This window comes from Amycolatopsis sp. CA-211722, from assembly GCF_056828465.1.
In genome coordinates this window covers 2,467,861-2,490,175 of the sequence record NZ_CP184752.1, presented here as the reverse complement: position 1 = coordinate 2,490,175, position 22,315 = coordinate 2,467,861, and the positions used below count along the sequence as shown (strand labels likewise).

The window sequence follows — 22,315 nt, the reverse complement described above, 5'->3', positions numbered from 1 at the left end:
TAGTTGCACGCGCAAGGACCGCAACTAGAGGACTAAACGCGGGAGGTGACGAGGCGGGCCGAGAGGGCGGCGCCGCCGGCGGTGATCAGGTCGGCGACGGTGAACATGACCCGGGAGGCGATGGCGAAGGCCGTCGCCTGGACGACGGTGAGGCCAGACGCGGTCAGCACGGCGACCTGCGCGACCTCACGGACGCCGACGCCGCTGGGCAGGATGAACGCGAACGTCCCGACGGTCATCGCGACCGCCATCGCGCCGACGCACAGCACGAAACCGCTGAATCCCGGCGTGCCGACGGAGTTCGCCAGCAGCCACAGGTGCACGCCCTGGAGCGCCCAAGCGGCTGTCGACGAGCCGAAGACCTTCCCGACGACCGACCAGCTCAGCCGGTGGTCGAGCGGCGGGCGGCGCAGGATTCGCAGCACCAGCGACGTGCCCCAGGTGAGCACGCGTGGGTGGAGCATCGCCAGCCCGACCGGGATGAGCACGAACAGCCACAGCGCCCGCGGGCTGTTGCTGAACACCGCGGGGGCCGCGAGCAGCGAGACGACCAGCGCGGACACCACGCCGACGCCGAGCTGGATCAGCGAGCCGGTGAAGATCCGGGCCCTGGCGAGCCCGGCCTTGCGGCCCAGCTCCATCTGCAGCAGATACGCCCACACCGAGCCCGGCACGTACTTGCCGAGCGAGCCCACGAGGCAGATCTGCGCGCCGCGGGCGTAGCCGATCGGCTTGCCGAGGTCGTCGACCATGACCTGCCAGCCGTAGGTCGACACCATGATCGCGGCGATGAGCGCGAGCAGGCTCAACGTGGAGGATTCCCACGCGACCTCGGACAAGGTCCGCCAGAATTCACCCCAATTGGTGACCAGTGTCTTCGCCGCGAAACCGACGACCAGCAGGATGGCGACCCAGCGGACGACGTCGAGGATCTTCGCCTTCGTGGATTTCGGTTGTTTTACCGCAACCGAAGTGTCCTCTTCGGGCGTTTCGACGGTCGTCACTGAACCTCCTCTGCTGCTACCTCGTCACCGCAGGTCAGGCCTGCACGGTCACCAAGCGGCTGAACTCGGTCAGCAGATCGTAGCCGTCCCAAATCGCGGAGAACGTCAGGGCCGAGCCGAACGGAACGACCCGGTCGACGCCGCGGCCCGCCAATTCCGTCACGAATTCCGTCAATTCTTCTTTGGTGAAGCCGAATTGACCGACGGTCTGATCTTTGCGGAGCACGATCGGGACGAGGTCGGAAAGCGTGTCGACCCGCGCGTTGGCGAAAGTGCCCGCGCCGAGCCATTCACGCGGCAGGACCGCGGGGTCGGCCAGCTCCAGGGTCGCGATGCCGTTGCCCTGGAACTCGATGCCGTTGACGAGCCCGTCGACGGCCGCGCCGTACGCCGAAACCCGCTTCTGCACGGCCATGGCGGGCTCGGTGACGTGCTGTTTCGTCGCCAGCACCTCGGCGAGCAGCTTCCGGAACTCCTGCCCTGCTTCGCGGGCGCCGTCTTCTTCGCCGACCCAGAACACCGCGCGCGGTGACGAGCAGGCGGCCTGGTCGAACCAGTACGAGTCGTTGTAGAAGCCCTCGGCGGCACCGCGGCGCTCGGCCTCGGAGGCGTTCTGCCAGCCGCGGACCGACGCGACCGCGAACGACGACCGGTCCGGGAAGGTCAGGTCGCGGGCGTGCGGCGCGAGCGGGTACTTGCGCAGCGCGGCGACCGAGGCGTCGCCGCCCCAGATGACCCGCAGATCCGCGGCGACCGAGAGCGCGCCGCTGATCTCGTCGCTGCGGTCGTAGGTGACCATGCGCTGCGTCGCGGTGATCGCGGCGGCGGTGTCGGCGTCCACTTCGGACAGTGCGGCGTTCAGCGCCTCCAGCACCGTCTCGGCGGCACCGGCCGAACGCGAGGACACGCGGACGACGTTGTGGTTGCCCGCCAGCGCGGAAAGCGCCCACGAGTACACGAAGATCGTGTCGACGTTGGCGGGCGGCACGTGGAAGACCAGCCCGCGCGGGAAGCGCAGCGCGTCGCCGGAAGTCTCCAAAGTGGACAGTGCTTTGGCGATCTCTCCCTTGCGCAGGAAGAAACCAAGGGACGCGAGCTCCGGGAAACGACGGGCCGTCGCGGGCGCGAGCAGCTTGCGCGCGAACTTCGTCAGGAACTCGACGACCCGCGGGTCACCGACGCGAAGCCGTCCGCCGACGGGTTCGGCCCGCAGCTCCTCGACCAGCGAGGAGACCTCGATGCCGTCGCCGAGCGGAAAACGCTGGTTCAGGCTCATGCCGCAGCTCCCTGGAAGGTGTCCGAGCAGCCGCGGGCTTCGGCCTTGGGCAGCCTGCCCATGACCGAGAAGTGCTTGCCCGGCCAGTCGCCGTCGTCGATTCCGTTGTAGACACCGAGATCCTCGGTGAGCAGGACGTGGCCGGGGTACGAGTGCGGCAGGGTGCTGACGACCTCGATCACGCCGGGTTCACCGACCGGCTGCTCTTCCCAGGTCTCCGGGTTCCGGATCACCACGTCGGCGAAATCGGGGCAGTACAGCGAGTTCCCGGACGGTCCTTCGAGGAACACGGTGCCGATCTGCTCGATCATCCCGTAGTAGTTGTGGATCCGGGTGAGCCCGGTGTCCTCTTTGAACCGACGGCGGAACTCGCTGTTGTCCACCGCGCGATCGATCAGCTTCTTCCAGCCGCCGGAGTGGATCAGGATCCCGTTGGACAGATCGAGCTTGTGCTCGCGGGCGACCTCGTAGAGGTACTGCCACACCATGAAGGTGAAGCCGAAGATCAGGAACGGCTTGTCGCCGTACGTCGCCAGGAACGTCTTGACCGCCTCGACGTCCGGCTGGTCGTTCTCGTCGAGCACGTAGGTGTGCTTGCGGCCGAAGTTCGCCATGCCCAGCACGCCCGCGCCGCGCGCGGAGAACGAGCGGCGATTCTTGATGATGCCGATGGTGTCGACCATCAGCATCGGCAGGCGCTCGCCGCCGAGGACCTCCTGCAGCGTGGCGCCGAGCTGCTTGGTCTGCGCGCCCGCGGCGGCCTTGTCCAGGTAGATCCGCGACGCGCCCGCGCCGGTGGTGCCCGAAGAGGTCAGCGTCTTGAAGATCTCGGACTCGGGGATGCTGCGCAGGTCGTGCGTCTTGAACATCCGCACCGGCAGCCACGGCAGGTCCGCGATGGAGGCGAACTCCGCGTCCCGCGCGATGCCCAGCGACGAGAGGATGCGCTCGTAGCCTTCGGAGTTCTCGCGGTGGTGCGCGGTCAGTTCGGCGAGCTGCGGAAGCAGATGCTTCTCACGCTCGGCCTGGGACAACGTAAAGACGCTCATACCTGGGCCTCCAGCGACCGGTAGTCGATCTTGCCGCTGGCCAGCAGCGGCACGGTGTCGATGGGGCGGACGTCGAACCCGCTCGTGTGCAGGTGCAACCGCTCGGACAGGGCCTTCGCGGCGTCCTTGCAGATCTCCTTGTCGGCTCCCTCGGCGAACAGGACGACCTTGTCCCCGGCCGGGACGGCGGCCACGACGTCGATCCCCACCGATGCCGAACGCACGGCGTGCTCGAGATCATCCAGGCTGACGCGGTTGCCGAAGACCTTGCCGATCCGCTTGAGGCGTCCGGTGATGTAGAGGAACCCGTCCTCGTCGAGGTAGCCGAGGTCGCCGGTGGCCAGCACGCCGCCGTACTCGTCGCCCGCGGCCAGCCCCGCCTCGTCCTCGGCGTAGCCCATCATCACGTTGGGCCCGCGGTAGACGACCTCGCCGACGATCTTCGGATGCGTGGTCTCGGAACCGTCCTCGCGCCGGATCGCGAACGAGCCGCCGGGCAGCGCGGGCCCGGCCGAACCGAGCTTCTCCGCGAGCCGTTCCGCCGGGACCGTGGTCATCCGCGGGGCGGCCTCGGTCTGCCCGTACATGACGAACATCCGCCCGCCGACCTCGCGGATCTTGTCGTTGAACTGGGCGACCAGATCGTCGCGGAGCTTGCCGCCCGCCTGGGTCAGCGTGCGCAGCGTCGGGTACTTCGCCGGGTCGAACTTGAGGCGCCGCAGCATCTCGTAGTGGTACGGAACCCCGGCGAGCGAAGTGACCTTGTGCTCGTTGACCGCGTCCCAAAACCCGCGACCGAGCACACCCGAGGGCTCGATGACCACGGTCGCGCCGCGGACGAGATGCGAGTTCAGCACGGACAGGCCGTAGCTGTAGTGCAGCGGCAGGCTGGTCGGCGCGATCTCGTGGCGGTCGATGCCGAGCACCTCGGCGATCGCGTCGGCGTTGGCGAACATCGCGCCCCGCGAGAGCCGCACCAGCTTCGGATTCCCGGTGGAACCGCTGGTCGGCAGCAGGACCGCGAGATGCGGATGCGGCTCGACACCTTCGGCGGACTTCCGGACCCAGTGCCCGTCGGAGACGCCGTAACCCTCGGGTGCGGGCGCGTCCGGCGCGGACAGCACGGCGGCCGGACGGAAACGCTCGATGAGCCCCGCCAGGACGTCGGCGTCCAGCGCCGGGTCGATCAGCGCGATCGCGCGGCCCGCCTCGAAAGCGCCGAGGTAATTCAGGACGCTGGAGAGGTCCACCGACATCCGCGCGAACAGCGCGCCCGGCGGCAGCAGCGACAACGCGGCACCCACGCGGGTGACCTCGGTGTCGAGTTCCTCGCCCTCGAGCGTCCTGCCGCTCGTGACGTCGATCAGTCGCGCACCCACACCCAGAAGGGTCATTACAGAACCAAGCCTCCGTCGATGCCCAGCACCTGCCCGGTGATGAACGAAGCGTCATCACTGACGAGGAACCGGATCGCGTTCGCCACGTCCTCGGGCGTCCCGAGGCGCCCCAGCGGGGTCTTGCCGATGTTCTCGGCCTTGGCGTCCTCGGTCAGGCCGGAGGTCAGGTCGGTGTCGATGACGCCGGGCGCCACCGCGTTGACCCGGATCCCGGACCGGCCGAGTTCCTTCGCGGCCGAACGCGCGATGTTCGCCACCGCCGCCTTCGAGGCCGCGTACACCGTCTGACCGGCGCTTCCGTGCTCGCCGACGATCGAGGCCAGCACCACGATGGCGCCGGTCTTCTTGCGCATCATCGCCCTGGCCGCGGCCTGGACGGTGTGCAGCGTGCCGGCGACGTTCGTGCTCAGCGTGGTGTCGACCAGTTCCTCGCGGATCATGCCGAGGAGCGCGTCCTCCATGATCCCGGCGTTGGCGACCACGATGTCGAGCTTGCCGTGTTCCTTGGCCACCCCGCGGACCAGCGTCGACACGGCCTTGGCGTCGGTGACGTCCAGGGCGAGCCCGCTCGCGGCACCCGCCGCGGCCGCCGCTTCCTTGGCCTTCGCCTCGTCGCGGCCGGTCAGCACGACGGTGGCGCCCGCTTCGGCGAGCGCCCGCGCGGTGGCCAGCCCGATCCCCCGGGTGCCCCCGGTGACCAGGGCGACCTTCCCGTCCAGCATCACTGGGACTGGAGGTCGGTCACCATGTCGACGGCGACCTTGAAGCTGGACATGTCGATCACCTGGTCGGTGTCGAACTCCACGTCGAACTCGTCCTCGATGGCCGCGACCAGCGCCATGTGACCGACCGAGTCCCAGGCCTCGATGTCGCGGTACTTCAGGTTCTCGACATCGACCTCGCCGTCGAGGTCCAGCGCCTCGACGAAGACCTCACGCAGCTTGCCGGCGACATCCGCCATGTCCGTACTCCTAATGATCGTCGCGTGGACGGGCGTCCCACGCCTTCACCAAGGTAGAGAGGTCGCCGGGCAGCCGGTCGGCCAGCCCGTCCTCAGGGAGACCGGCCTTACCCTTCAGCCACGGTCCCAGCGCCTCGATGGCGGCCTCGTCCAGGCCGCGGCGGGACAGGCCCACCGTGTTGACGCCGGTCACCCGCGCGGGGTTGCCGACGGCGATGGTGAACGCGCCCACCTCCTTGCGGACCGCGGAGCTCATCCCGACCATCGCGCCGGGGCCGACCACGACCCGCTGGTGCAGGATCGCGCCCATGCCCAGGTTCGCCCCGGACCAGATGTGGCAGTGGCCACCGGTGATGACGTTCGAAGCGACCGTGACGGCGTCCTCGACCAGGCAGTCGTGGGCGATGTGCGAACCGCGGAGGAAATAGCCGCCGTCACCGATGGTGGTCGCGCGCCAGGTGCCCTGGTGGACGCTGACGTACTCGCGGATCCGGTTCCGGCTGCCGACGACGACGCCGTGGCCGTCGTGATCGGGATCACCGCTCGGCGCGGCCTCCCAGGCGGCCGGATGCTCGCGGCCCCGGTCCTCGCCAGGGGTCCCGATGGTCACGTGCGGGCCGATCCAGTTGCCGTCCCCGATCCGCGTGGGACCCACGATGACCGTGAACGGTCCGATCACGTTGTCCTCGCCGAGCTCGACGCCCTCGCCGATGACTGCGGTCGGGTGGATGCGGTTCACCACGTGAAGATCCGTTCGTCGTGGCTGGAGACAGCCTGGGGTAATGGGCGCTTCGGCGGTCCCGGTAACGTGTGGCCCGCGCCAGAGAGGGCGGCCGGGCGCAGAACCGGCGGCTCACTGTACCGGACGCACCAGAACGCCCAGTCGAGAGAGACTTGCAGATGATCCCCATTACCGTGGTCGACGTCCGTGACGCGGAGGACCTCGTCGTCGAGGTGCTGCGATCCGGCGCCATCGCACAGGGACCGATGGTCAAGCGCTTCGAGGACGCGTTCGCGAGCGTTTCCGGCACGAAGCACGCGATCGCCGTCAACAACGGCACCACCGCGCTCGTCGCCGCCATCCAGGCGCTCGACCTCAAGCCGGGCGACGAGGTCGTCACCTCGCCGTTCACCTTCGTCGCGACGCTGAACGCGATCCTGGAAGCCGGCGCGACCGTCCGCTTCGCCGACATCCGGCGCGACGACTTCGCGATCGACCCGGACGCCGTCGCCGCCGCGATCACCGACCGCACCAAGGTCCTCATGCCGGTCCACCTCTACGGGCAGACCGCGGACATGGGCAAGCTCGCGCCGCTGGCCGCCGAGCACGGTCTCAAGGTCATCGAGGACTCGGCACAGGCCGTCGGCGCGTCGTTCCAGGGCAAGCCGTCGGGCTCGTTCGGGATCGGCTGCTTCTCCTTGTACGCCACCAAGAACGTGACCACCACCGAGGGCGGCGTGATCACCACGGACGACGACAAGCTGGCCGACAGCCTGCGCGTGCTGCGCAACCAGGGCATGCGCGCCCGGTACCAGTACGAGGTCGCCGGGCACAACTACCGGATGACCGACCTGCACGCCGCGGTCGGCATCCCGCAGCTGGAGAAGCTGGACCAGCTCACCGCCGCCCGCCAGGCCAACGCGAAGCGCCTCACCGAAGGCCTCGCCGGCACTCCGGGCCTCGACCTCCCGCAGGTCCTGCCGGGCCGCGAGCACGTGTGGCACCAGTACACCGTGCTGGTCGGCCCGCACGCGATGCTCTCGCGCGACGAGTTCGCCGCCGCGCTGACCGAACGGGGCATCGGCAACGGGATCTACTACCCGAAGATCGTCTTCGACTACGACTGCTACCGGAACAACCCGCTGATCCCCGACGCGAAGGTCGAGGACTTCCCGGTCGCCGCTTCCGTCGCCGCGCAGGCGCTTTCCCTGCCGGTGCACCCGCACCTTTCCGAGTCCGACCTGGACACCATCATCGAAACGGTTCGCGAGGTACTCGGCGCATGAGCACCCACAAGATCGCCCTCATCGGCACCGGGAACATGGGTTCGCTGCACGCCCGTGTCCTGGCCGCGAACGAGCGCGTGGACCTCGTCCGCGTGATCGACCCGCGCGAAGAGGCCGGCCGCAAGGTCGCCGATCGCTACGAAACCCAGTGGACGCCCGAAATCGGCTCGCTGTCCGATGTGGACGCCGTCGTGCTCGCTTCGGCCACCGAGGCGCATTACGAGCTGGCGCAGGAGATCCTGGGCCAGGGCAAGCCGATGCTGGTCGAGAAGCCGGTGTGCAACAGCTTCGAATTCTCGCAGGAGATCGTCGGGCTTTCGGCGAAGAAGGACGTCCCGCTGATGTGCGGGCTCCTGGAGCGCTACAACCCGGCCGTGATGACCGCGCGGGCCCTGGTCAACGAGCCGATCCACCTGATGGCCCGCCGCCACGGCCCGTACGCGCCGCGCATCAAGACCGGTGTCGCGTGGGATCTGCTGGTGCACGACGTCGACCTGGCGATCCAGTTCTTCGGCGGCGCGACCCCGCAGCGGGTCGCCTCCGGCGCGGGCTACTTCCACCCGAGCTCCGTCGAAGGCGCCGAGGACACCATCGAGACGGTGCTGTCGTTCGAGTCCGGGCTCGCCACGGTTTCCGCGTCGCGCCTCGGCCAGCGCAAGGTCCGCTCGCTCTGGGTGTCCGAACTGGACCGCATGATCGAGATCGATCTGCTCCGCCGCGACGTCACCATCTACCGGCACGTCTCGCACGACTCGGTCACCGAAGACGGCCTCGGCTACCGGCAGCAGACCGTCATCGAGATCCCTGAGCTGGTGACCGCGCGCGAGCCGCTCGCGACGCAGCTGGACCGCTTCGTCGACCTGCTCGAAGGCAAGATCGACGCCGACACCGAGCGGGACCTGATCCTGCCGTCGCACGCCGTCGTCGACCAGGTGCTGACGCAGGCCGCGACCTGACCTCCCGCGTTTAGTCCTCTAGTTGCGGTACTTGCACACGCAACTACCGCAACTAGAGGACTAAACGCGTTATTTGGTGAGGCGCTGGCCCTTCGCGTCGTACGCGACGAGGGGGGTCAGCACTCCCGCCGACTCCACTTGGGCGCCGTCGAACCAGAAGATGACGACCGACGGATCCTCACTCCAGGGAATCGCCTTGGCCTCGACCGGTTTCCCGCGGACGGTGCTGGTGATCCGCGCCGCCGGACCGGAGAAGTAGCCGAACACGGGCACGAACGTCCCCCGGATCACGTCGCCGCCGTCCACCGCGTGGAAGCCGAACGACCGATCGGATCCCTTGAACTCGTTGGCGGCCAGGAGCGCGTCGAGCTCGCCCGCCTGGTCCCGATACGCGACCTGGAGGCCGAACCTGACGTCCGGCATCCGCGGCTCTTCGATCGCGTAGGCGTAGAGCACCAGTTCACGGCCGCCTTCGCCCTTGACCCCGAGCGGGATCGCCTCGCCGAAAGGCTGGTCGGCCGGGGCCTCGGTGACCGTCGGGCTCACCGGGGCCGGCGGGGCGGGCTGGGGGGCCGACGCGCTCGCGGCGGGCGGAAGCGGGCGCTGGGCCGGTTCCTTGAGCGCGACCGCGCCGACGATGACCAGCACCGTCACCACGGCGGCGGCGATCCCGCCCCCACCGGTCACCAGACGGCGACGACGGCGGATACGCCTGCCCTTGGCCATGATCGCGCCGAGGTCGGGCTCGGCGAACCCTTCGGCGGGCGGTTCCCGCAAGGCCGAACGCAGCGTTTCGAGGTCGGTCATCGGCCCAGCCCCCCGATCAGTTCCGTTCCGTCCTCGGCGGTGATCCGCAGCTTGCTCAGGGCACGGGAATTGGTGCTCTTCACGGTGCCGATCGAGACACCCAGTTCACCGGCCACGTCGGATTCCTTCAAATCGAAGAAGTGCCTGAGCACCACGACGGCCCTTTCCCGGTCTGTGAGCGTACGTAACGCGTCGAGCAGCCATTTCCGCTCGACGACGGCACCGGCGACGTCCATGCCGCTCGACTGCTCGGGGATGTCCTCCGTGGCGTTCTCCCGGAAAGGGCGCCGCCAGCCGTCGATCACATGGTTGACGAGGACCTGGCGCGCGTACGCGTACGCGTCCTTACGGCGTACGCGCGACCAGGCCGCGTACGTTTTCGCGAGCGCCGTCTGGGTGGCGTCCTCGGCCTGATGACGGTCGCTGGTGAGCAGGTAGGCGGCATGCTGAAGACGGTTCGCCGAGTTCCGCACGAACTCGACGAACTCGTCATCGCCGCGAGCCACCCTGGTCCTCATCTCCGTTCGACGGTTGACCACCGGAAAGGTTGCTTAGTCCTTCCGACGAGTGAAGCGGAGCGCGACGACGAGTCCGGCGACGACCACGGCGACCGCGAGGACGATCCACACCCAGGCCGGCACCAGGCCTTCGGGGGTGGTGGTCTCGCCCGCCTGCGGCGCCGGGGCCGCACTACTGGCCGGAGCCTGGCTGCTCGCCGGGGCCTGGCTGCTCGTCGGGGCCTGGCTCGGGCTCGATGCGGGCGCGGTGAGGTTGAACTTCACCGCGCCGCTCGCGGCGTGCGAGTCCTCGAAGGTCACCTTGTAGCGGAGCGTGTACTCGCCCGCGGGGCCGACGGCCTGAACCGGCGCCGTGACGACCGTTCCGGCGACTTCCGCCCGGCCGACCGTCCACGAGGCGTTCTCGGGGCCGGTGATCTGGATCGGGTTCTCCGCGAGGGTGACCGGGCCCGAGAAGGTCAGCTTGATCTGCGTCGGCGGCGTCGCCAGCGAAGCGCCCCTCGCCGGGTCACTGCTCTTCAGCTCCGAGTGGGCCAGTGCCGGGGACGCGGTGCCCAGCAGGGCCAACCCGGTGACCAGCAACGACACGCCGAACCGTGTGAACCTCATCTGACACCCTTCTCACCCGGGGACTCCCCATCGAGCCTAGTAGTCGGGCCGGGAAGGGCGTTGGTTCCGGCTCGTGAGCGGCCCTGCGGCGTTGTCGAATGTCATGAACGACCCTTTCCTGACGTTTTTTGTCAGGAAAGGGTCGTTCATGACATCCAGGGACGCTGCGCATGGCGGGTGGTCAGCGCGTCGAGGTCGAGTGTGAGCGGAGTGCCGTCGAAGCCGAGGCTCACCTTGCCGGTGTGCTCGCCGAAGTTCTCGTACTCGCCGTCGGTCAGGCGGTACGTGGTCATGCTCGCCGGTTCTTCGAGGTCGACGATCCAATAGTGCTCGATGCCGACTTCGGCGTATTCGGAGAACTTGGTGACCCGGTCGGTACGGACGGTTCTCTCGGAGAGCACCTCGATGACCAACCGCACGTCCGACGGTGAGGCTCGGCGGACGTTCAGCTCGGTCGAGCTCGTGACGAGGACGTCCGGTACTCGAATACTCAACGGTTCTTCGGCGAGCAGCAGTTCGACTCCGGCGAGGGCGACCAGATCCGGAAGGCGCTCGTCCAGCCAGTACGCGAGCCGCGTGACCGCCAGTTGATGCCTGGTGTCCAGGAATGGCGCCGCGACCAGGACACCACCGGCCACTTCGGCGCGATTCCGGCAGCCCACTCGTCCAGGGTCACCTGAGTCATCGGTGCCGAGCGTAGTGCGGACTCGAGTGAGAATTCACCACTCGGCCCAGTGATGGGCGGCCGCACTCTTGCGGACTCGCAGCGGCGTGTCACGAAAGCCACTTTCGGGACATCAGACGTCGCGAAAGTGGCTTTCGCGACGTGGTCGCCGGAGCGCTCGGCGGCTACTCCGTGAAGTCGCCCGCCGGGGCGCCCCAAGAACCGGCGGCGTCCCCCCGTTCCTCGGCCAGCGCACGCCGCCGCGCGTTTTCGGCGCGCACACGCTCCACTTCGGACTGGATGTACTCGTCGTCGTACTTCTGGAACACCCGGGCCGGGTTGCCGGCGACCAGGCTGCGCGGCGGGACGTCCTTGGCGACCACGGAATTCGGCTGCACGGTGGCGAAATCGCCGATCGTGACGCCGGCCATGATCACCACGAGACCGCCGATGAAGCAGCCTTTGCCGATCTTCACGGGTTTGCGCTCGATGAGGTCGCTGCCGGAATGGTTCTGCAGCGTCATGTTCGCGAGCCAGCTGGAATGGGTGAAGATCAGCGTGTTGAGCCCGATGCTGGTGTGTTCGCCGATCTCCAGCCCGCCGCTCGCGTCGAGCGCGGCGCCCTCGCCGATCCAGCAGTGTTCGCCGATCTTCAGGTTCTCCGGGCTGATGATCTTGACGCGCTCGCGGACCCTGGTCGACTCCGGCAGCCCGTAGAAACGAGCGCGCTCGGCGTCGTTCATGTACTGCGAGACGAGTTCGGTCAGGATCTGCGGGCGCAGGCGGTTGCTGCGCTCGTCATCGAAGAACATCGGCCTCGGTCACCAGTTTCTCGAAGGTACGCAGGTGTTCTTCGGCGACGACGTCGAGGCCGAAGTTGGCCCGCACCATCGCGCTTTCCCGCTGTGCCACCAAAGCCCGCTTCTCCGGATCGTCGAGCAGCTCGATGACGGTGTTCGCCACCGCCTCGCTGTCGTCCGGCCGCACCAGCAGGATGTTCTCGCCGTTGCGCAGTTCGATGCCCGGGTAGTTGTCCTCGGTGACCGACGCGATGGTCGCGGTGCCCGAAAGCATCGCCTCCAGCGACGCGGTGCCGCAGCCGCCGTTGAGGTCGTGCGTGACGATGTCGGCCGCGGCGAAATACGAAGGCACGTCGGCCTTCGGCACGGCGCCGGTCACGACGATGGCGTCCGCGACGCCCAGTTCTTCGGCCCGCTTCAGGAAGACGTCGTGGTAGACGCGGCCGACGACGACCACCTTCACGCCGGGGTGTTTGTCCAAAATGGACGGAAGCGCCTCGACCAGCGGGAGCCGGTTGCGCAGCGGGATCACGTGCCCGAGCGAGACGATCACCGGGCCGTCGCCGAGTCCGTGCTCCGCCCGGACGTCGAGGGTCAGCGGCTTCTCGAAGTTCCCGGTGTCGACGGCGATCGGGAAGTAGTCCGAGTTCGCGTCGCTCGTGCCGTAGCGCTCGACGCAGTAGTCGACCCCGAGTTTGTCGAGGATGACGTAGCGCGGCTTGAGGTAGCGCAGGATCGGGTTCACCAGCACCTTGTCCAGGAACCGGAAGACCCCGCCGTACAGCTTGTTGTCGCTGATCAGCAGCGTGTGGATGGTCAGCAGCATCGGCAGCTTGCGCCGCCGCGCGTACAGCCCGGCCAGCCACGACAGATCGAAGAACTGCCCGTGCAGGTGGACGGCGTCCGGCTTGAACTCGTCCAGCAGTTTCCACAGCCGCCGCCAGTTCCCCGGCCGCAGCGAGGCGAAGCTCATGTCGAAGTCGATCGACAGGCCCAGCTGCGGCATCTTCACCGCGGGCAGGCGGACGACGCGGTAGCCGTCCTTCGTCTCGTCGGCCGGGGCGTCGGCGTACGCGGCGGTGATCGCGAGCACCTCGTGCCCGCGTGCCGCGTACTGCTCGGCCAGGGACGCCGCCATGTGCGCGCTTCCGCCCACCCTCGGCGGGAAGAAGTTGTTCACCACGGCGATACGCATGGGGCGGCTCTCCCCTGGCCCGGCGGTCACTCGGAGGCCTTCACCAGTTCGTACATGCCCTCTTCCACGGAGATCTTCGGCTCCCAGCCGAGGATCTCGCGGGCACGGGTGATGTCGGCGGCGCGCCGCGAGACCAGCACGTCGCGCTCGTTGAACAGCGGTTCGACGTTGACGCCGACGGCGTCGATGAGGATCTTCGCCAGCGTCGCGATGGAGGTGTCGATCCCGGTGCCGATGTTGATCGGCAGGTTCGCCTTCTCCGACTCCAGCGCCGCGACGACGGCGCGGGCCAGGTCGGTGACGTGCACGAAGTCCATCGACTGGTCGCCGCGGCCGTCGATGATCGGCGGCTGGCCGGCGCGCAGGCGCTGGATGAAGTGGTTGATCACCGACGTGTAGTAGGCCTCGATCTTCTGGCCGGGGCCGTACACGTTGAAGAACCGCAGCGCGTTCCAGGACAGGCCCTTGGTGCGCTCGTAGAAGCCGAGCATGTCCTCGCCCGCGCGCTTCGAGATGCAGTACGGCGTGAGCGGCTTGAGCTCGTCGTCCTCGTGCATCGGCAGCCGCTTCGGGTCGCCGTAGACGGACGCGGTCGAAGCGAACACCAGCCGCTCGACCCCCTCGTCCGCCGCGGCGGCGAAGACGTTGTGGTTGCCGACCATGTTGATGTCGATGGACTCGTGCGGGTCCGCGACCGACTTGTTGATCGACACGGTGGCGAAGTGGATGACGTGCGTGCAGCCGCGCATGGCCTCGCGCACGGCGCCGCCGTAGCGGACGTCCTTCTCGACCAGTTCGACCTTGCCGGTGGCGACGAAGTCGTTGATCCGGGCGCGGTCGCCGCGGGTCATGTTGTCGAAGACGCGGACGGTGTAGCCGCCCTCGATCAGCATCGGGATGACGTGCGCGGCGATGAAACCGCCGCCCCCGGTGAAGAGGACCTTCTTGTCGGGCATTTCTCTCCTAGCTCGCCCACGCGGTGCTGACGGTCTCGATGACCCGGTCCACGTGAGTATCGGTGAGGTTGGCGTGCATCGGGATGGCGAGATGACGGGCGAAGAGGTCCGCCGAAACCGGCAAGGCCTGCTTCTTGCCGTAGATGGGCTGCAGGTGCGAGGCGTAGGTGCCGAAGTTGCACTGCACGCCCTGCTCGCGGATGCGCAGCGCGAGCGCGTCGCGGTCGATCTCCGGGGCCACGGTGAGGATGTAGGCCTGCCACGGGTGCTCGCGGTCCGGAAGTTCCACCGGGACGTCGAGGCCGGGCAGGTTCTCGAAGGCCTCGTGGTAGCGCTTGGCCACCGAACGGCGGGCCGAGAGCAGGTCCGGAAGCCGGTCCAGCTGGACGTTCATGATCGCGGCCTGCACGTCCGAGAGCCGGAAGTTGTAGCCCAGCTCGTGGAACTCCGGGATCGGCAGCGCGCCGGAACCCTCACGGGTGATGGCGGGCTCGATGCCGTAGGTGTGCAGCTTGCGCGCGTGCGCGATGAGGTCTTCGCGGTCCGAGACCAGCGCGCCGCCTTCGCCCGCCGTGATGCCCTTGCGGCCGTGGAAGGAGAACGCGGCCAGGTCGGCGAGGCTGCCGGCCGGGCGGGTCTTGTACGTCGCGCCCGCGGCGCAGGCGGCGTCCTCGAACAGCCACAGGCCGTGCTTGTCGGCGATGGCGCGGTATTCGTCGAAGTCACCGGGCTGCCCGGCGACGTCGACGGCGAGGATGCCGACCGTGCGCGGGGTGATCAGGGCTTCGATCGACGCCGGGTCGGCGCTCCACACGTCGGGGCGGATGTCGGCGAACACCGGGGTCGCGCCGGCCTGGAGCACGGCGTGCCCGGTGGCGGGGAAGGTGTAGTCACCGACGATGACCTCGTCGCCCGGCTTCACGCCGAGCACACGCAGCCCGAGGAAGAGTGCCGAGCCACAGTTGCTGGTGGTCAGGGCGTGCGCGGTACCGACGGTCTTCGCGAAACGTTCCTCGAAACGGCGGCACGCGGGGCCGGCACCGGCCAGCCAGCCGGACCGGAACACCTCCGCCACCGCGGCGAGTTCTTCGTCGCCGACGGTCGGCTGACCCAGAACGACGGTTTCCTGCGTAGACATACCTCTCCCATTGCGTGGGGACCCGGCGAAGTGTATAGACGCCGATCGGCGTAGTTCGGGCGGGCTGGATCCGCCCAGGTCAATGACGCCCTAGGTCCATCCATGCCCCCGCCACCGCCCTCAACGGAGAAGCTGCGCTTCCATCCCTAATCTCTAACCCATGCGATTCCGCGTGCTGGGGGCGACGGAGGTGCGCCGCGACGACGGCACCACCGTTCCGATCGGCGGGCCCAGGGTCCGGACGCTGTTCGCGTTGCTCGCCCTGGAGGCGGGCCGGATCGTCCCGGCGGAGCGGCTCATCGACGGTCTCTACGGCGAACAACCACCCGAAGGTGTGGCGAACGCGCTGCAATCGCAGGTCTCACGGCTGCGCGGCGCGCTGAAGGAGCTCGCGCCCGTCGAATTCAGCCCGGCGGGGTACCGGCTCGCCGTGGAGCCCGACGACGTCGACGTGCACCGGTTCGAGCGGCTCGCCGCCGAGGGGCGTCGCGCTCTCGCGGCCGGAGACACCGCGAAGGCGGCGGGACTGCTTCGCGACGCCCTCGTGCTCTGGCGTGGCCCGGCCTTCGCGGACATCACCGACGCGCCGTTCCGCGATCCGCAGGTCACCCGCTTGAACGAGCTGAAGACGTCGGCGATCGAGGACCGCGTCGAGGCCGAGCTCAAGCTGGGAAGACACGAAGACGTCCTCGCCGAGCTTCGCGAGGTCATCGACGAGCAGCCGCTGCGGGAACGGCCCCGCGCGCTGCTGATCCGCGCGCTGCACGCCGCGGGACGGCAGGCCGACGCGCTCACCGCGTTCGAGGACCCCCGCCGCGTCCTCGCCGACGAGCTCGGCGCGGATCCCGGGCCGGATCTCGCCGCCGCGCATCTGGCCGTGCTTCGCGGTGAAGCGCCGCCTGCCAAGGGCACGACCACGGCGCTCCCCGCGCAGCTCACCAGCTTCATCGGCCGTGAAGGCGATCTCCGGCACGTGCTCGGCAGGCTGGAGAGCTCGCGGCTGGTGACGCTGACCGGGCCGGGTGGGGCGGGCAAGACCCGGCTGGCCATCGAGACGGCGGCCGCGATCGAACTTCCGGCGGTTTTCGTCGAGCTGGCGCCGTACACCGAGGACGAGGACGTCGCCCACGCCGTGCTGACCGCGCTCGGCCTGCGGACGGTCCCGCGCGGATCGGTCACCGAGCCGGTGGAGAACGCGCCGGTGGAGCGGCTGATCGACGCTCTGGCCGAACGGGCGGTCCTGCTGGTGCTCGACAACTGCGAGCACCTGATCGAGGCCGCCGCGAAACTGGCCGCCCGGCTGCTCGGCGCGGCCCCCACGCTGCGGGTGCTCGCCACCAGCCGCGAGCCGCTGGGCATCACGGGCGAAATCGTCTCCCCCGTGCCGCGGCTCGCCGTGCCGCCGCCGGGCACACCGCCCGCCCGGTCGCTGGAGTTCGCCGCGGTCCGGCTGTTCGCCGACCGCGCGCGGGCGGGCGATCCGGGTTTCGTGGTCGACGACGACACCGCGGGCGACGTCCAGCGTGTCTGCGCCGCGCTCGACGGGCTGCCGCTGGCCATCGAGCTCGCCGCCGCGCGCGTGCGGACCCTGCCGGTCGGCGAGATCGCGTCCCGGCTGGACGACCGGTTCGGGTTGCTTTCGCGGGGCAGCCGGGTCGCCGAGAGCCGTCATCGCACGCTGCGCGCCGTCGTCGAGTGGAGCTGGGATCTGCTCGACGAGGACGAACGCCTGCTCGCCAGGCGGCTGACCGTCTTCGCGGGTGGCACGACGCTGGACGACGCCGAGGCGGTCTGCGCCGTGCCGGACATCGCGGAACTGCTTCCGTCCCTTGTGGACAGATCGCTGGTCGAGCGTACCGGGGACCGGTATCGGATGCTCGAAACCATCCGGGCGTTCTTCGCCGGGAAACTCGCCGAAGCGGGCGAGACCGAGCGCTTGCGGCGGACACACGCCGAGTATTTCGTCGCTCTCGCCGAGGAAGCGGCTCCGATGCTGCGCGCCGGCGACCAGCTGATCTGGCTCGCCCGGCTCGACGCCGCCTACGACGATCTCCTGGCCGCGTTGCGCTGGGCCGCCGAGGCCGACGTACGGCTCGCGCTCCGGCTTTCGGCTTCGCTGGTGACGTACTGGTGGATGCGCGGTCGCCGCTTCGAGGGTTCGACGCTGTGCTTGGAAGTGGTCAAGCGGCTCGGGGAGCGAGCGCCGGAGGGCCTCGAAGAGGAGTACCAGCTCTGTGTGCTCACCGCGGCCGCGGGACTGCGGGGGCACGAGGCGCTCGACCGGCATTTGCCGTTGGTGGACGGTCTCATGCTGAACCTGGTCAAAGCACCGCGGAATCCGGCACTGCTGCTGTTGCTGGGCGTCGTGTCCGGCCCGCCCGGTGACGACGACGCGCTGATCGAACGCAGCCGGATGCTGCTGGCGAACAGCGACGCCTGGAGTCTCGCCCTCGCGCCGACCGGCTACGGCCTGCGCGCGCTGATGCAGGGCGATCTCGGCACGGCGGAGGAATTCCTGCGCGAGGGTGCGCAGGCGTTCCGTTCGATCGGGGAACGCTGGGGCCTTTCGATGGCCCTCGACCATCTGTCCCAGATCCTGATCTGGACGAACCGGCAGGCCGAAGCGCTGGAAACGATGAACGAGGCGCTGCGGCTGATGCGCGAACTCGGCGCGTCCGACGACAACGCGGACCTGCTGTGCCGTCGCGGCGGCAGCAAGCTGCTCCACGGCGACGCGGCGGGCGCGCGGGCGGATCTCGAGCTCGCCATCGAGATCGCGCGCCGGGCCGGGATGCCCGAAAGCCGGGCGGCCGGGTACGTCGGGCTGTCGTTCCTCGCCCGGCACGAGGGCGATCTGGCGGCGGCCCGCGCGCTGAGCGAACGCGCCCTCGCGGAATGCTCCGGTGGTTCGTTCGCGGCCGAAGGGGTGCGCGCCGGCGCGAAGATCTCCCTCGGCTGGGTCCTGGCCGCCGAGGGTGACGTCGACGGGGCCGAGGAACTGCACCGGCTGGCCCTGGTGTCGGCGGACCGCTGGCACGACAGCACCACCATGGCCTGCGCCGTCGAGGGGCTCGCCGGCGTCGCGCTGATCCGGGGTGACGCCGAGCGGGCGGCGGTCCTGATCGGCGCGGCGGTGACCATGCGGGGCACCCCGTTCGCCGTCGATCTGGACGCCGCCCTGCTCAGGACGACCGTGCGGGAGCGGCTCGGTGACGACTTCGACCTGGCCTACCGCCGCGGGCTCGGCCTGCGGGGCGCCGCTCAGCTGGCCTAAGCGCGGGTCAGCTGAGTGCCCTGCGGCGCGAAGCGGCCGACGGCCTCGGCGAGGAGCCGCTGGTCGAGTTCGCTGTCCTGGACCGCGACGTACAGCGGCGCCGCGTTGACCGGGACCGCGCCGAGGCGGGTCATCCCCGGGCCGACCGGGTCGATGGTGAGCCGGGTGACGTCACGCCACGGCACGACCGTCCGCTCGATCCGGACACCCACCGCGTCCAGTTCGAAGAGCACCCACTGCTGGTCGTGCAGCGTCTTCACGTAGCCGATGGCCGCGCAGCCGATCGCGATCGCGATGATCCGCAGCACCCCGGGTCCCTCGATCGCGCCGACCAGGGCGATGAAGCCGAGGACGACCACCACCATCCCGGTCAGCTTCGCGGCGCCGACCAGGCCCGCGTTCGGTTTGTGCACCCGGAACCGCACGGCGCGCATCAGGTGCCTGGTGAGCAGCCCGCCGCCGATCGCGGCGGCGAGCGCGATCATCGTCACCACCAGCGAAACCGGGGAGAAGTCGGCGACGACGTTGTAGCCGGCGACGAGCGCGACGAAGCCGCCGACGACGGCGAGCATCAGCGCGAGCTTGCCCTTGCGCACGTCCTGCTCGCGACGTTGGAGGGAGGCCTGGTCGGGTGCGGCGAGGAAGCCGCCGTCGATGTTCCTCATCGGGCGTCACGCTGCGCTTCGGCCGCGCGACGCTCGCGCTGACGGCGGTCGAGGACGTACAGCAGCGCGCCGGCGCCCGCGCTCACGGCGGCGTAGAGCAGGTCCTGCAGGGCGTCGTCCGGGTAGCCGGTGGCGAACTCGACCATCGCGAGCGCGACGAAGAGGACGCTGACGACGGCCCCGCCGATGATGTACACCTTGTTGCTGAGCATGGTTTCCCTCGTTTGTCGTTGCCTGGTGGGACCACTTTCGCGCGGGGCACATGACATTCCGATGACAAGCACCGCCAAGCACTGACAGCGTTCGGTGCGTGGACGGTCAGCGGCGGCGGACACCCTCCGGGGCATGACCTACGTAGCGGGATCTCCCGAAGACTTCCTCGCCGTGCGGCATCTGACGCTGCGCGGCTCCCAGACCGAAATCGGCCACGCGCTCGGCGCCGAAGTGAAGACGCGCTCGGACTGGTCGCCGCCGTCGCTCGATCCGGTCGTGGCCGGGGCGCGGCGTACCTGGTTCGCCCGGAACTGGCCTCAGTACGCGGAGCGCACGGCCGGGTTCGCCGAGGCACACGGATTCGCCGCCGACGCGGCGGTCTCCTTCGACAACGCGAGTGCCCTGCCTCCCGGATCGGGTTGTTCGGCGCTCTGGACGGGGAGCGAGCTCGGCCGCAACTACGACTTCTTCACCATGAGCTGGACCCAGCTGGGCGCGGTGCTGGCCGGGGAGGAGCCGGTCGACGACGGGACCGTGCCGATGGCGTCACGGCCCTATGTCCTGACGACGATCCCCGACGACGGCATCGCTTCGACCGCGCTGACGATGTCCACAATGGACGGTGCCACGGAGGGGGTCAACGAGGCGGGGCTCGTCGTCACGCTGCTGATGGCCGAGGTCGAGACGGCCATGCCGCTGGACCACGGTCCGCAGGCGGGCCTCTCGGTGCTGCAGGTGTGCCGGTATCTGCTGGACACCTGCGAAACCGTCGACGAGGCCAAGGAAGCGCTGATGCTCGCCAAGCAGTACGCGCACGGGGCGCCCTGCCACTACGTCGTCGCCGACGCCTCCGGCCGCGGCTTCGTGTACGAACGCGGAGCGCACGACGTCGAGTACTTCGTCGAGGTGGCCGAAGGGCCGCTGTGTGTCACGAACCACCTGCTGCACCGTCATCCGGATCTCGAAGCGCTGCCCGAGGACACCCCGGAGAGCATGCGGACCTACGAGCGGCTTCGCACCATCACGAAGGAAGCGGACGCCGGAACGCGGGGCGCGCTCGACGCCGTGTCGTTCGCGGTCGAGCCCGGCGCGCCGTGGCGGACGTTGTGGCGCAGCGTCCTCGACCCGTCGGCCCGCACCCTGAGCACCCGGTTCTACCTGGGCGACGGCGAGAACGGCACCGCGCGGCACACGCCGGAACTCACCTTCGGGGTTTCGCGGTGACCATCGGCAAGGGCCGCAAGATCGGCACCGTCGCGGTCTGTGTGCTGGCGCAGCTGCTGATCGCGATCGACCTGACCGTGCTGCACCTGGTGCTGCCGTCGCTTTCGGAACAGATGCACCCGTCGACGACGGAACTGCTGTGGATCGCCGACGCGTACGGTTTCGCCCTCGCCGGGCTGCTGATCACGATGGGGAACGTCGGCGACCGGATCGGGCGCAAGAAGCTGCTGCTGATCGGGGCTTCGCTGTTCGGCGTCGCTTCGGTGATCACGGCGTACGCGCCGACGGCGGAACTCCTGATCGCCGCCCGGGCCCTGCTCGGGATCGCCGCCGCGACACTGATGCCGTCGACGCTGTCGATCGTGCGGAACGTGTTCACCGGCAAGGAACGCGCGGCCGTGATCGGGGTTTCGAGCGGGCTGACGATCCTCGGATTCGGCATGGGGCCGCTCGTCGGCGGGTTCCTGCTCGACCACTTCTGGTGGGGATCGGTGTTCCTGGTCAACGTGCCGGTGGTGGTGGTCATGGTGATCGCGGGCGCGCTGATCCTGCCCGAGTCGAAGAACCCGGTGTCCCATCGCATCGACGTGCCCAGCGTGCTGCTCTCGCTCGTCGGCATGGTCGGGATCGTCTACACGATCAAGGAAATCGCGTACAAGGGCTGGGGGCACTGGGACGTCGCGGTCGCCGCCGTGCTCGGTCTTGCCTGCCTGCTGGCGTTCGTCCTGCGGCAGCCGCGGCTGGCCGAACCGTTGATGGACCTGAAGCTGTTCGCCCAGCGGGCGTTCTCGGCGACCGTCGGCACCACGATCCTGGCGATGTTCGCGCAGCTCGCGGTCTCGTTGATGTTCGCGCAGTACCTGCAGCTGGTGGCGGGCTGGTCGCCGCTGAAGTCCGGGCTCGCCGGGCTGCCCGGGATGGGCGGCGCGATCCTCGGCGGGGTGCTCGCGCCGCTGGCGATCAAGGCACTCGGCCGCGCGGTCACCATCGGGCTGGGCTGTGCCCTGTCGGCGGTCGGGTTCGCGTTGTACTCGGCGGTCGGCGTGACGATCGTCTACACCGATCTGCTCGCCGCGATGATCGTCTTCGGCGTCGGGCTGTCGCTGATCCTGTCGGTCGCGACGGACACGGTGCTCGGCGTCGTGCCGAAGGCCAGGGCGGGCGCGGCGTCGGCGATCTCCGAGACGGCGACCGAACTCGGTGGGGCGCTGGGGATCGCGGTCCTCGGCAGTGTGCTCGGCGCGCTGTACCGGAACGAGCTCGTCCTCCCGGCGGGCGTGCCACCCGAAACGTCGGCGGCGATTTCGGACACCCTCGGCGGCGCCGTCCAGGTCGCGGCGCAGCTCCCGCCGGAGCAAGGCGCGCTGGTGCTGGCGAGTGCGAAGACGGCGTTCGTCGACGGGTTGCAGGTGACGATGCTGTGCTCGGCGGCGCTGATGGCGGTGCTGGCGATCAGCGCGCTGTTCACGTTGCGCGGGGTGCCGAAGGTCCTCGAAGACCCCGAAGACGAGCCTGCTCCGTCCCCGGCTCCTGTGGCTGTGTCCTGATCGCGCGTGAAGGCCCCCTTCCCTCGGCTGAGCCGAGGGAAGGGGGCCTTCACGC

At 69.3% G+C, this 22,315-nt stretch carries 22 protein-coding genes; 5 read left to right on the top strand and 17 right to left on the bottom strand.

The window, feature by feature from the left end; all coding sequences use genetic code 11:
• Window positions 1-32 precede the first annotated feature (32 nt).
• From ACOCEP_RS12225 to ACOCEP_RS12195, 7 genes are read right to left on the bottom strand one after another with little or no spacing between them, the layout of a single operon-like run.
• A complete protein-coding gene (locus ACOCEP_RS12225) occupies window positions 33-1,004 on the bottom strand; it encodes a lysylphosphatidylglycerol synthase transmembrane domain-containing protein (RefSeq protein ID WP_063275944.1) in 972 nt (323 codons plus the stop codon).
• Between the two features lie 34 nt (window positions 1,005-1,038).
• Entirely contained in the window at window positions 1,039-2,280 is a 1,242-nt protein-coding gene (locus ACOCEP_RS12220; RefSeq protein ID WP_482337330.1) for an acyl-CoA reductase, read from the bottom strand.
• The gene (locus ACOCEP_RS12215; protein ID WP_482337329.1) at window positions 2,277-3,329 is read right to left on the bottom strand and encodes a LuxE/PaaK family acyltransferase; all 1,053 of its coding nucleotides are present in this window, start codon (window positions 3,327-3,329) and stop codon (window positions 2,277-2,279) included. The genes ACOCEP_RS12220 and ACOCEP_RS12215 overlap by 4 nt, the downstream gene beginning before the upstream one ends.
• Complete coding sequence (locus ACOCEP_RS12210; RefSeq protein ID WP_482337328.1) at window positions 3,326-4,723, bottom strand: AMP-binding protein; 1,398 nt, start codon at window positions 4,721-4,723, stop codon at window positions 3,326-3,328. Before ACOCEP_RS12210 ends, ACOCEP_RS12215 begins: the two co-directional genes overlap by 4 nt.
• Window positions 4,723-5,448: an SDR family NAD(P)-dependent oxidoreductase gene (locus ACOCEP_RS12205; protein ID WP_020632875.1), complete on the bottom strand. Its 726-nt coding sequence runs from the start codon at window positions 5,446-5,448 to the stop codon at window positions 4,723-4,725. Before ACOCEP_RS12205 ends, ACOCEP_RS12210 begins: the two co-directional genes overlap by 1 nt.
• Entirely contained in the window at window positions 5,448-5,687 is a 240-nt protein-coding gene (locus tag ACOCEP_RS12200; protein ID WP_482337327.1) for an acyl carrier protein, read from the bottom strand. The genes ACOCEP_RS12205 and ACOCEP_RS12200 overlap by 1 nt, the downstream gene beginning before the upstream one ends.
• A gap of 10 nt (window positions 5,688-5,697) precedes the next feature.
• On the bottom strand, window positions 5,698-6,429 hold the full coding sequence (locus tag ACOCEP_RS12195; protein WP_482337326.1) for a UDP-N-acetylglucosamine acyltransferase: 732 nt from the start codon (window positions 6,427-6,429) through the stop codon (window positions 5,698-5,700).
• 158 nt (window positions 6,430-6,587) lie between these two features.
• Here ACOCEP_RS12195 and ACOCEP_RS12190 point away from each other — a divergent pair, with 158 nt between their 5' ends.
• Together ACOCEP_RS12190 and ACOCEP_RS12185 are read left to right on the top strand one after the other, a co-directional pair.
• Window positions 6,588-7,694, top strand: a complete 1,107-nt coding sequence (locus tag ACOCEP_RS12190; RefSeq protein ID WP_482337325.1) for a DegT/DnrJ/EryC1/StrS family aminotransferase — start codon at window positions 6,588-6,590, stop codon at window positions 7,692-7,694.
• Window positions 7,691-8,650 (top strand): Gfo/Idh/MocA family protein, encoded by a 960-nt coding sequence (locus ACOCEP_RS12185; RefSeq protein WP_482337324.1) that lies wholly within the window; start codon window positions 7,691-7,693, stop codon window positions 8,648-8,650. Before ACOCEP_RS12190 ends, ACOCEP_RS12185 begins: the two co-directional genes overlap by 4 nt.
• A 69-nt stretch (window positions 8,651-8,719) precedes the next feature.
• Here the strand turns inward: ACOCEP_RS12185 and ACOCEP_RS12180 are convergent, their stop codons facing one another.
• The 8 genes from ACOCEP_RS12180 to ACOCEP_RS12145 all read right to left on the bottom strand — a co-directional run bounded on the left by ACOCEP_RS12180 (window position 8,720) and on the right by ACOCEP_RS12145 (window position 15,337).
• Window positions 8,720-9,457 carry a hypothetical protein gene (locus ACOCEP_RS12180; RefSeq protein WP_482337323.1) on the bottom strand — a complete coding sequence of 246 codons (738 nt, stop codon included), beginning with the start codon at window positions 9,455-9,457 and terminating at the stop codon, window positions 8,720-8,722.
• The gene (locus tag ACOCEP_RS12175) at window positions 9,454-9,963 is read right to left on the bottom strand and encodes a SigE family RNA polymerase sigma factor (RefSeq protein ID WP_482337322.1); all 510 of its coding nucleotides are present in this window, start codon (window positions 9,961-9,963) and stop codon (window positions 9,454-9,456) included. The genes ACOCEP_RS12180 and ACOCEP_RS12175 overlap by 4 nt, the downstream gene beginning before the upstream one ends.
• Window positions 9,964-10,008: 45 nt before the next feature.
• Complete coding sequence (locus ACOCEP_RS12170) at window positions 10,009-10,584, bottom strand: copper resistance CopC family protein (protein ID WP_482337321.1); 576 nt, start codon at window positions 10,582-10,584, stop codon at window positions 10,009-10,011.
• Between the two features lie 146 nt (window positions 10,585-10,730).
• Window positions 10,731-11,246, bottom strand: a complete 516-nt coding sequence (locus ACOCEP_RS12165; RefSeq protein ID WP_482337320.1) for a Uma2 family endonuclease — start codon at window positions 11,244-11,246, stop codon at window positions 10,731-10,733.
• A gap of 187 nt (window positions 11,247-11,433) precedes the next feature.
• Window positions 11,434-12,060: an acyltransferase gene (locus ACOCEP_RS12160; RefSeq protein WP_038507474.1), complete on the bottom strand. Its 627-nt coding sequence runs from the start codon at window positions 12,058-12,060 to the stop codon at window positions 11,434-11,436.
• Entirely contained in the window at window positions 12,047-13,243 is a 1,197-nt protein-coding gene (locus ACOCEP_RS12155) for a glycosyltransferase family 4 protein (protein ID WP_482337319.1), read from the bottom strand. The genes ACOCEP_RS12160 and ACOCEP_RS12155 overlap by 14 nt, the downstream gene beginning before the upstream one ends.
• A 26-nt stretch (window positions 13,244-13,269) precedes the next feature.
• Complete coding sequence (locus ACOCEP_RS12150; protein ID WP_482337318.1) at window positions 13,270-14,199, bottom strand: NAD-dependent epimerase/dehydratase family protein; 930 nt, start codon at window positions 14,197-14,199, stop codon at window positions 13,270-13,272.
• Window positions 14,200-14,206: 7 nt separating this feature from the next.
• Window positions 14,207-15,337, bottom strand: a complete 1,131-nt coding sequence (locus tag ACOCEP_RS12145; RefSeq protein WP_482337317.1) for a DegT/DnrJ/EryC1/StrS family aminotransferase — start codon at window positions 15,335-15,337, stop codon at window positions 14,207-14,209.
• A 160-nt stretch (window positions 15,338-15,497) separates the two neighbouring features.
• Between ACOCEP_RS12145 and ACOCEP_RS12140 the strand changes: the two genes are divergently transcribed.
• Window positions 15,498-18,611, top strand: a complete 3,114-nt coding sequence (locus tag ACOCEP_RS12140) for an AfsR/SARP family transcriptional regulator (protein ID WP_482337316.1) — start codon at window positions 15,498-15,500, stop codon at window positions 18,609-18,611.
• Here ACOCEP_RS12140 and ACOCEP_RS12135 read toward each other — a convergent pair.
• Complete coding sequence (locus tag ACOCEP_RS12135; protein WP_482337315.1) at window positions 18,608-19,276, bottom strand: hypothetical protein; 669 nt, start codon at window positions 19,274-19,276, stop codon at window positions 18,608-18,610. The two genes, ACOCEP_RS12140 and ACOCEP_RS12135, sit on opposite strands and share 4 nt — an antisense overlap.
• A complete protein-coding gene (locus ACOCEP_RS12130; RefSeq protein ID WP_482337314.1) occupies window positions 19,273-19,488 on the bottom strand; it encodes a hypothetical protein in 216 nt (71 codons plus the stop codon). Before ACOCEP_RS12130 ends, ACOCEP_RS12135 begins: the two co-directional genes overlap by 4 nt.
• Window positions 19,489-19,621: 133 nt before the next feature.
• On the opposite strand from ACOCEP_RS12130, the gene ACOCEP_RS12125 reads away from it, so the two are divergent.
• Both ACOCEP_RS12125 and ACOCEP_RS12120 read left to right on the top strand, forming a co-directional pair.
• The gene (locus ACOCEP_RS12125) at window positions 19,622-20,713 is read left to right on the top strand and encodes a C45 family autoproteolytic acyltransferase/hydrolase (RefSeq protein WP_482337313.1); all 1,092 of its coding nucleotides are present in this window, start codon (window positions 19,622-19,624) and stop codon (window positions 20,711-20,713) included.
• Entirely contained in the window at window positions 20,710-22,260 is a 1,551-nt protein-coding gene (locus ACOCEP_RS12120; protein WP_482337312.1) for an MFS transporter, read from the top strand. The genes ACOCEP_RS12125 and ACOCEP_RS12120 overlap by 4 nt, the downstream gene beginning before the upstream one ends.
• Window positions 22,261-22,315: the final 55 nt, after the last annotated feature.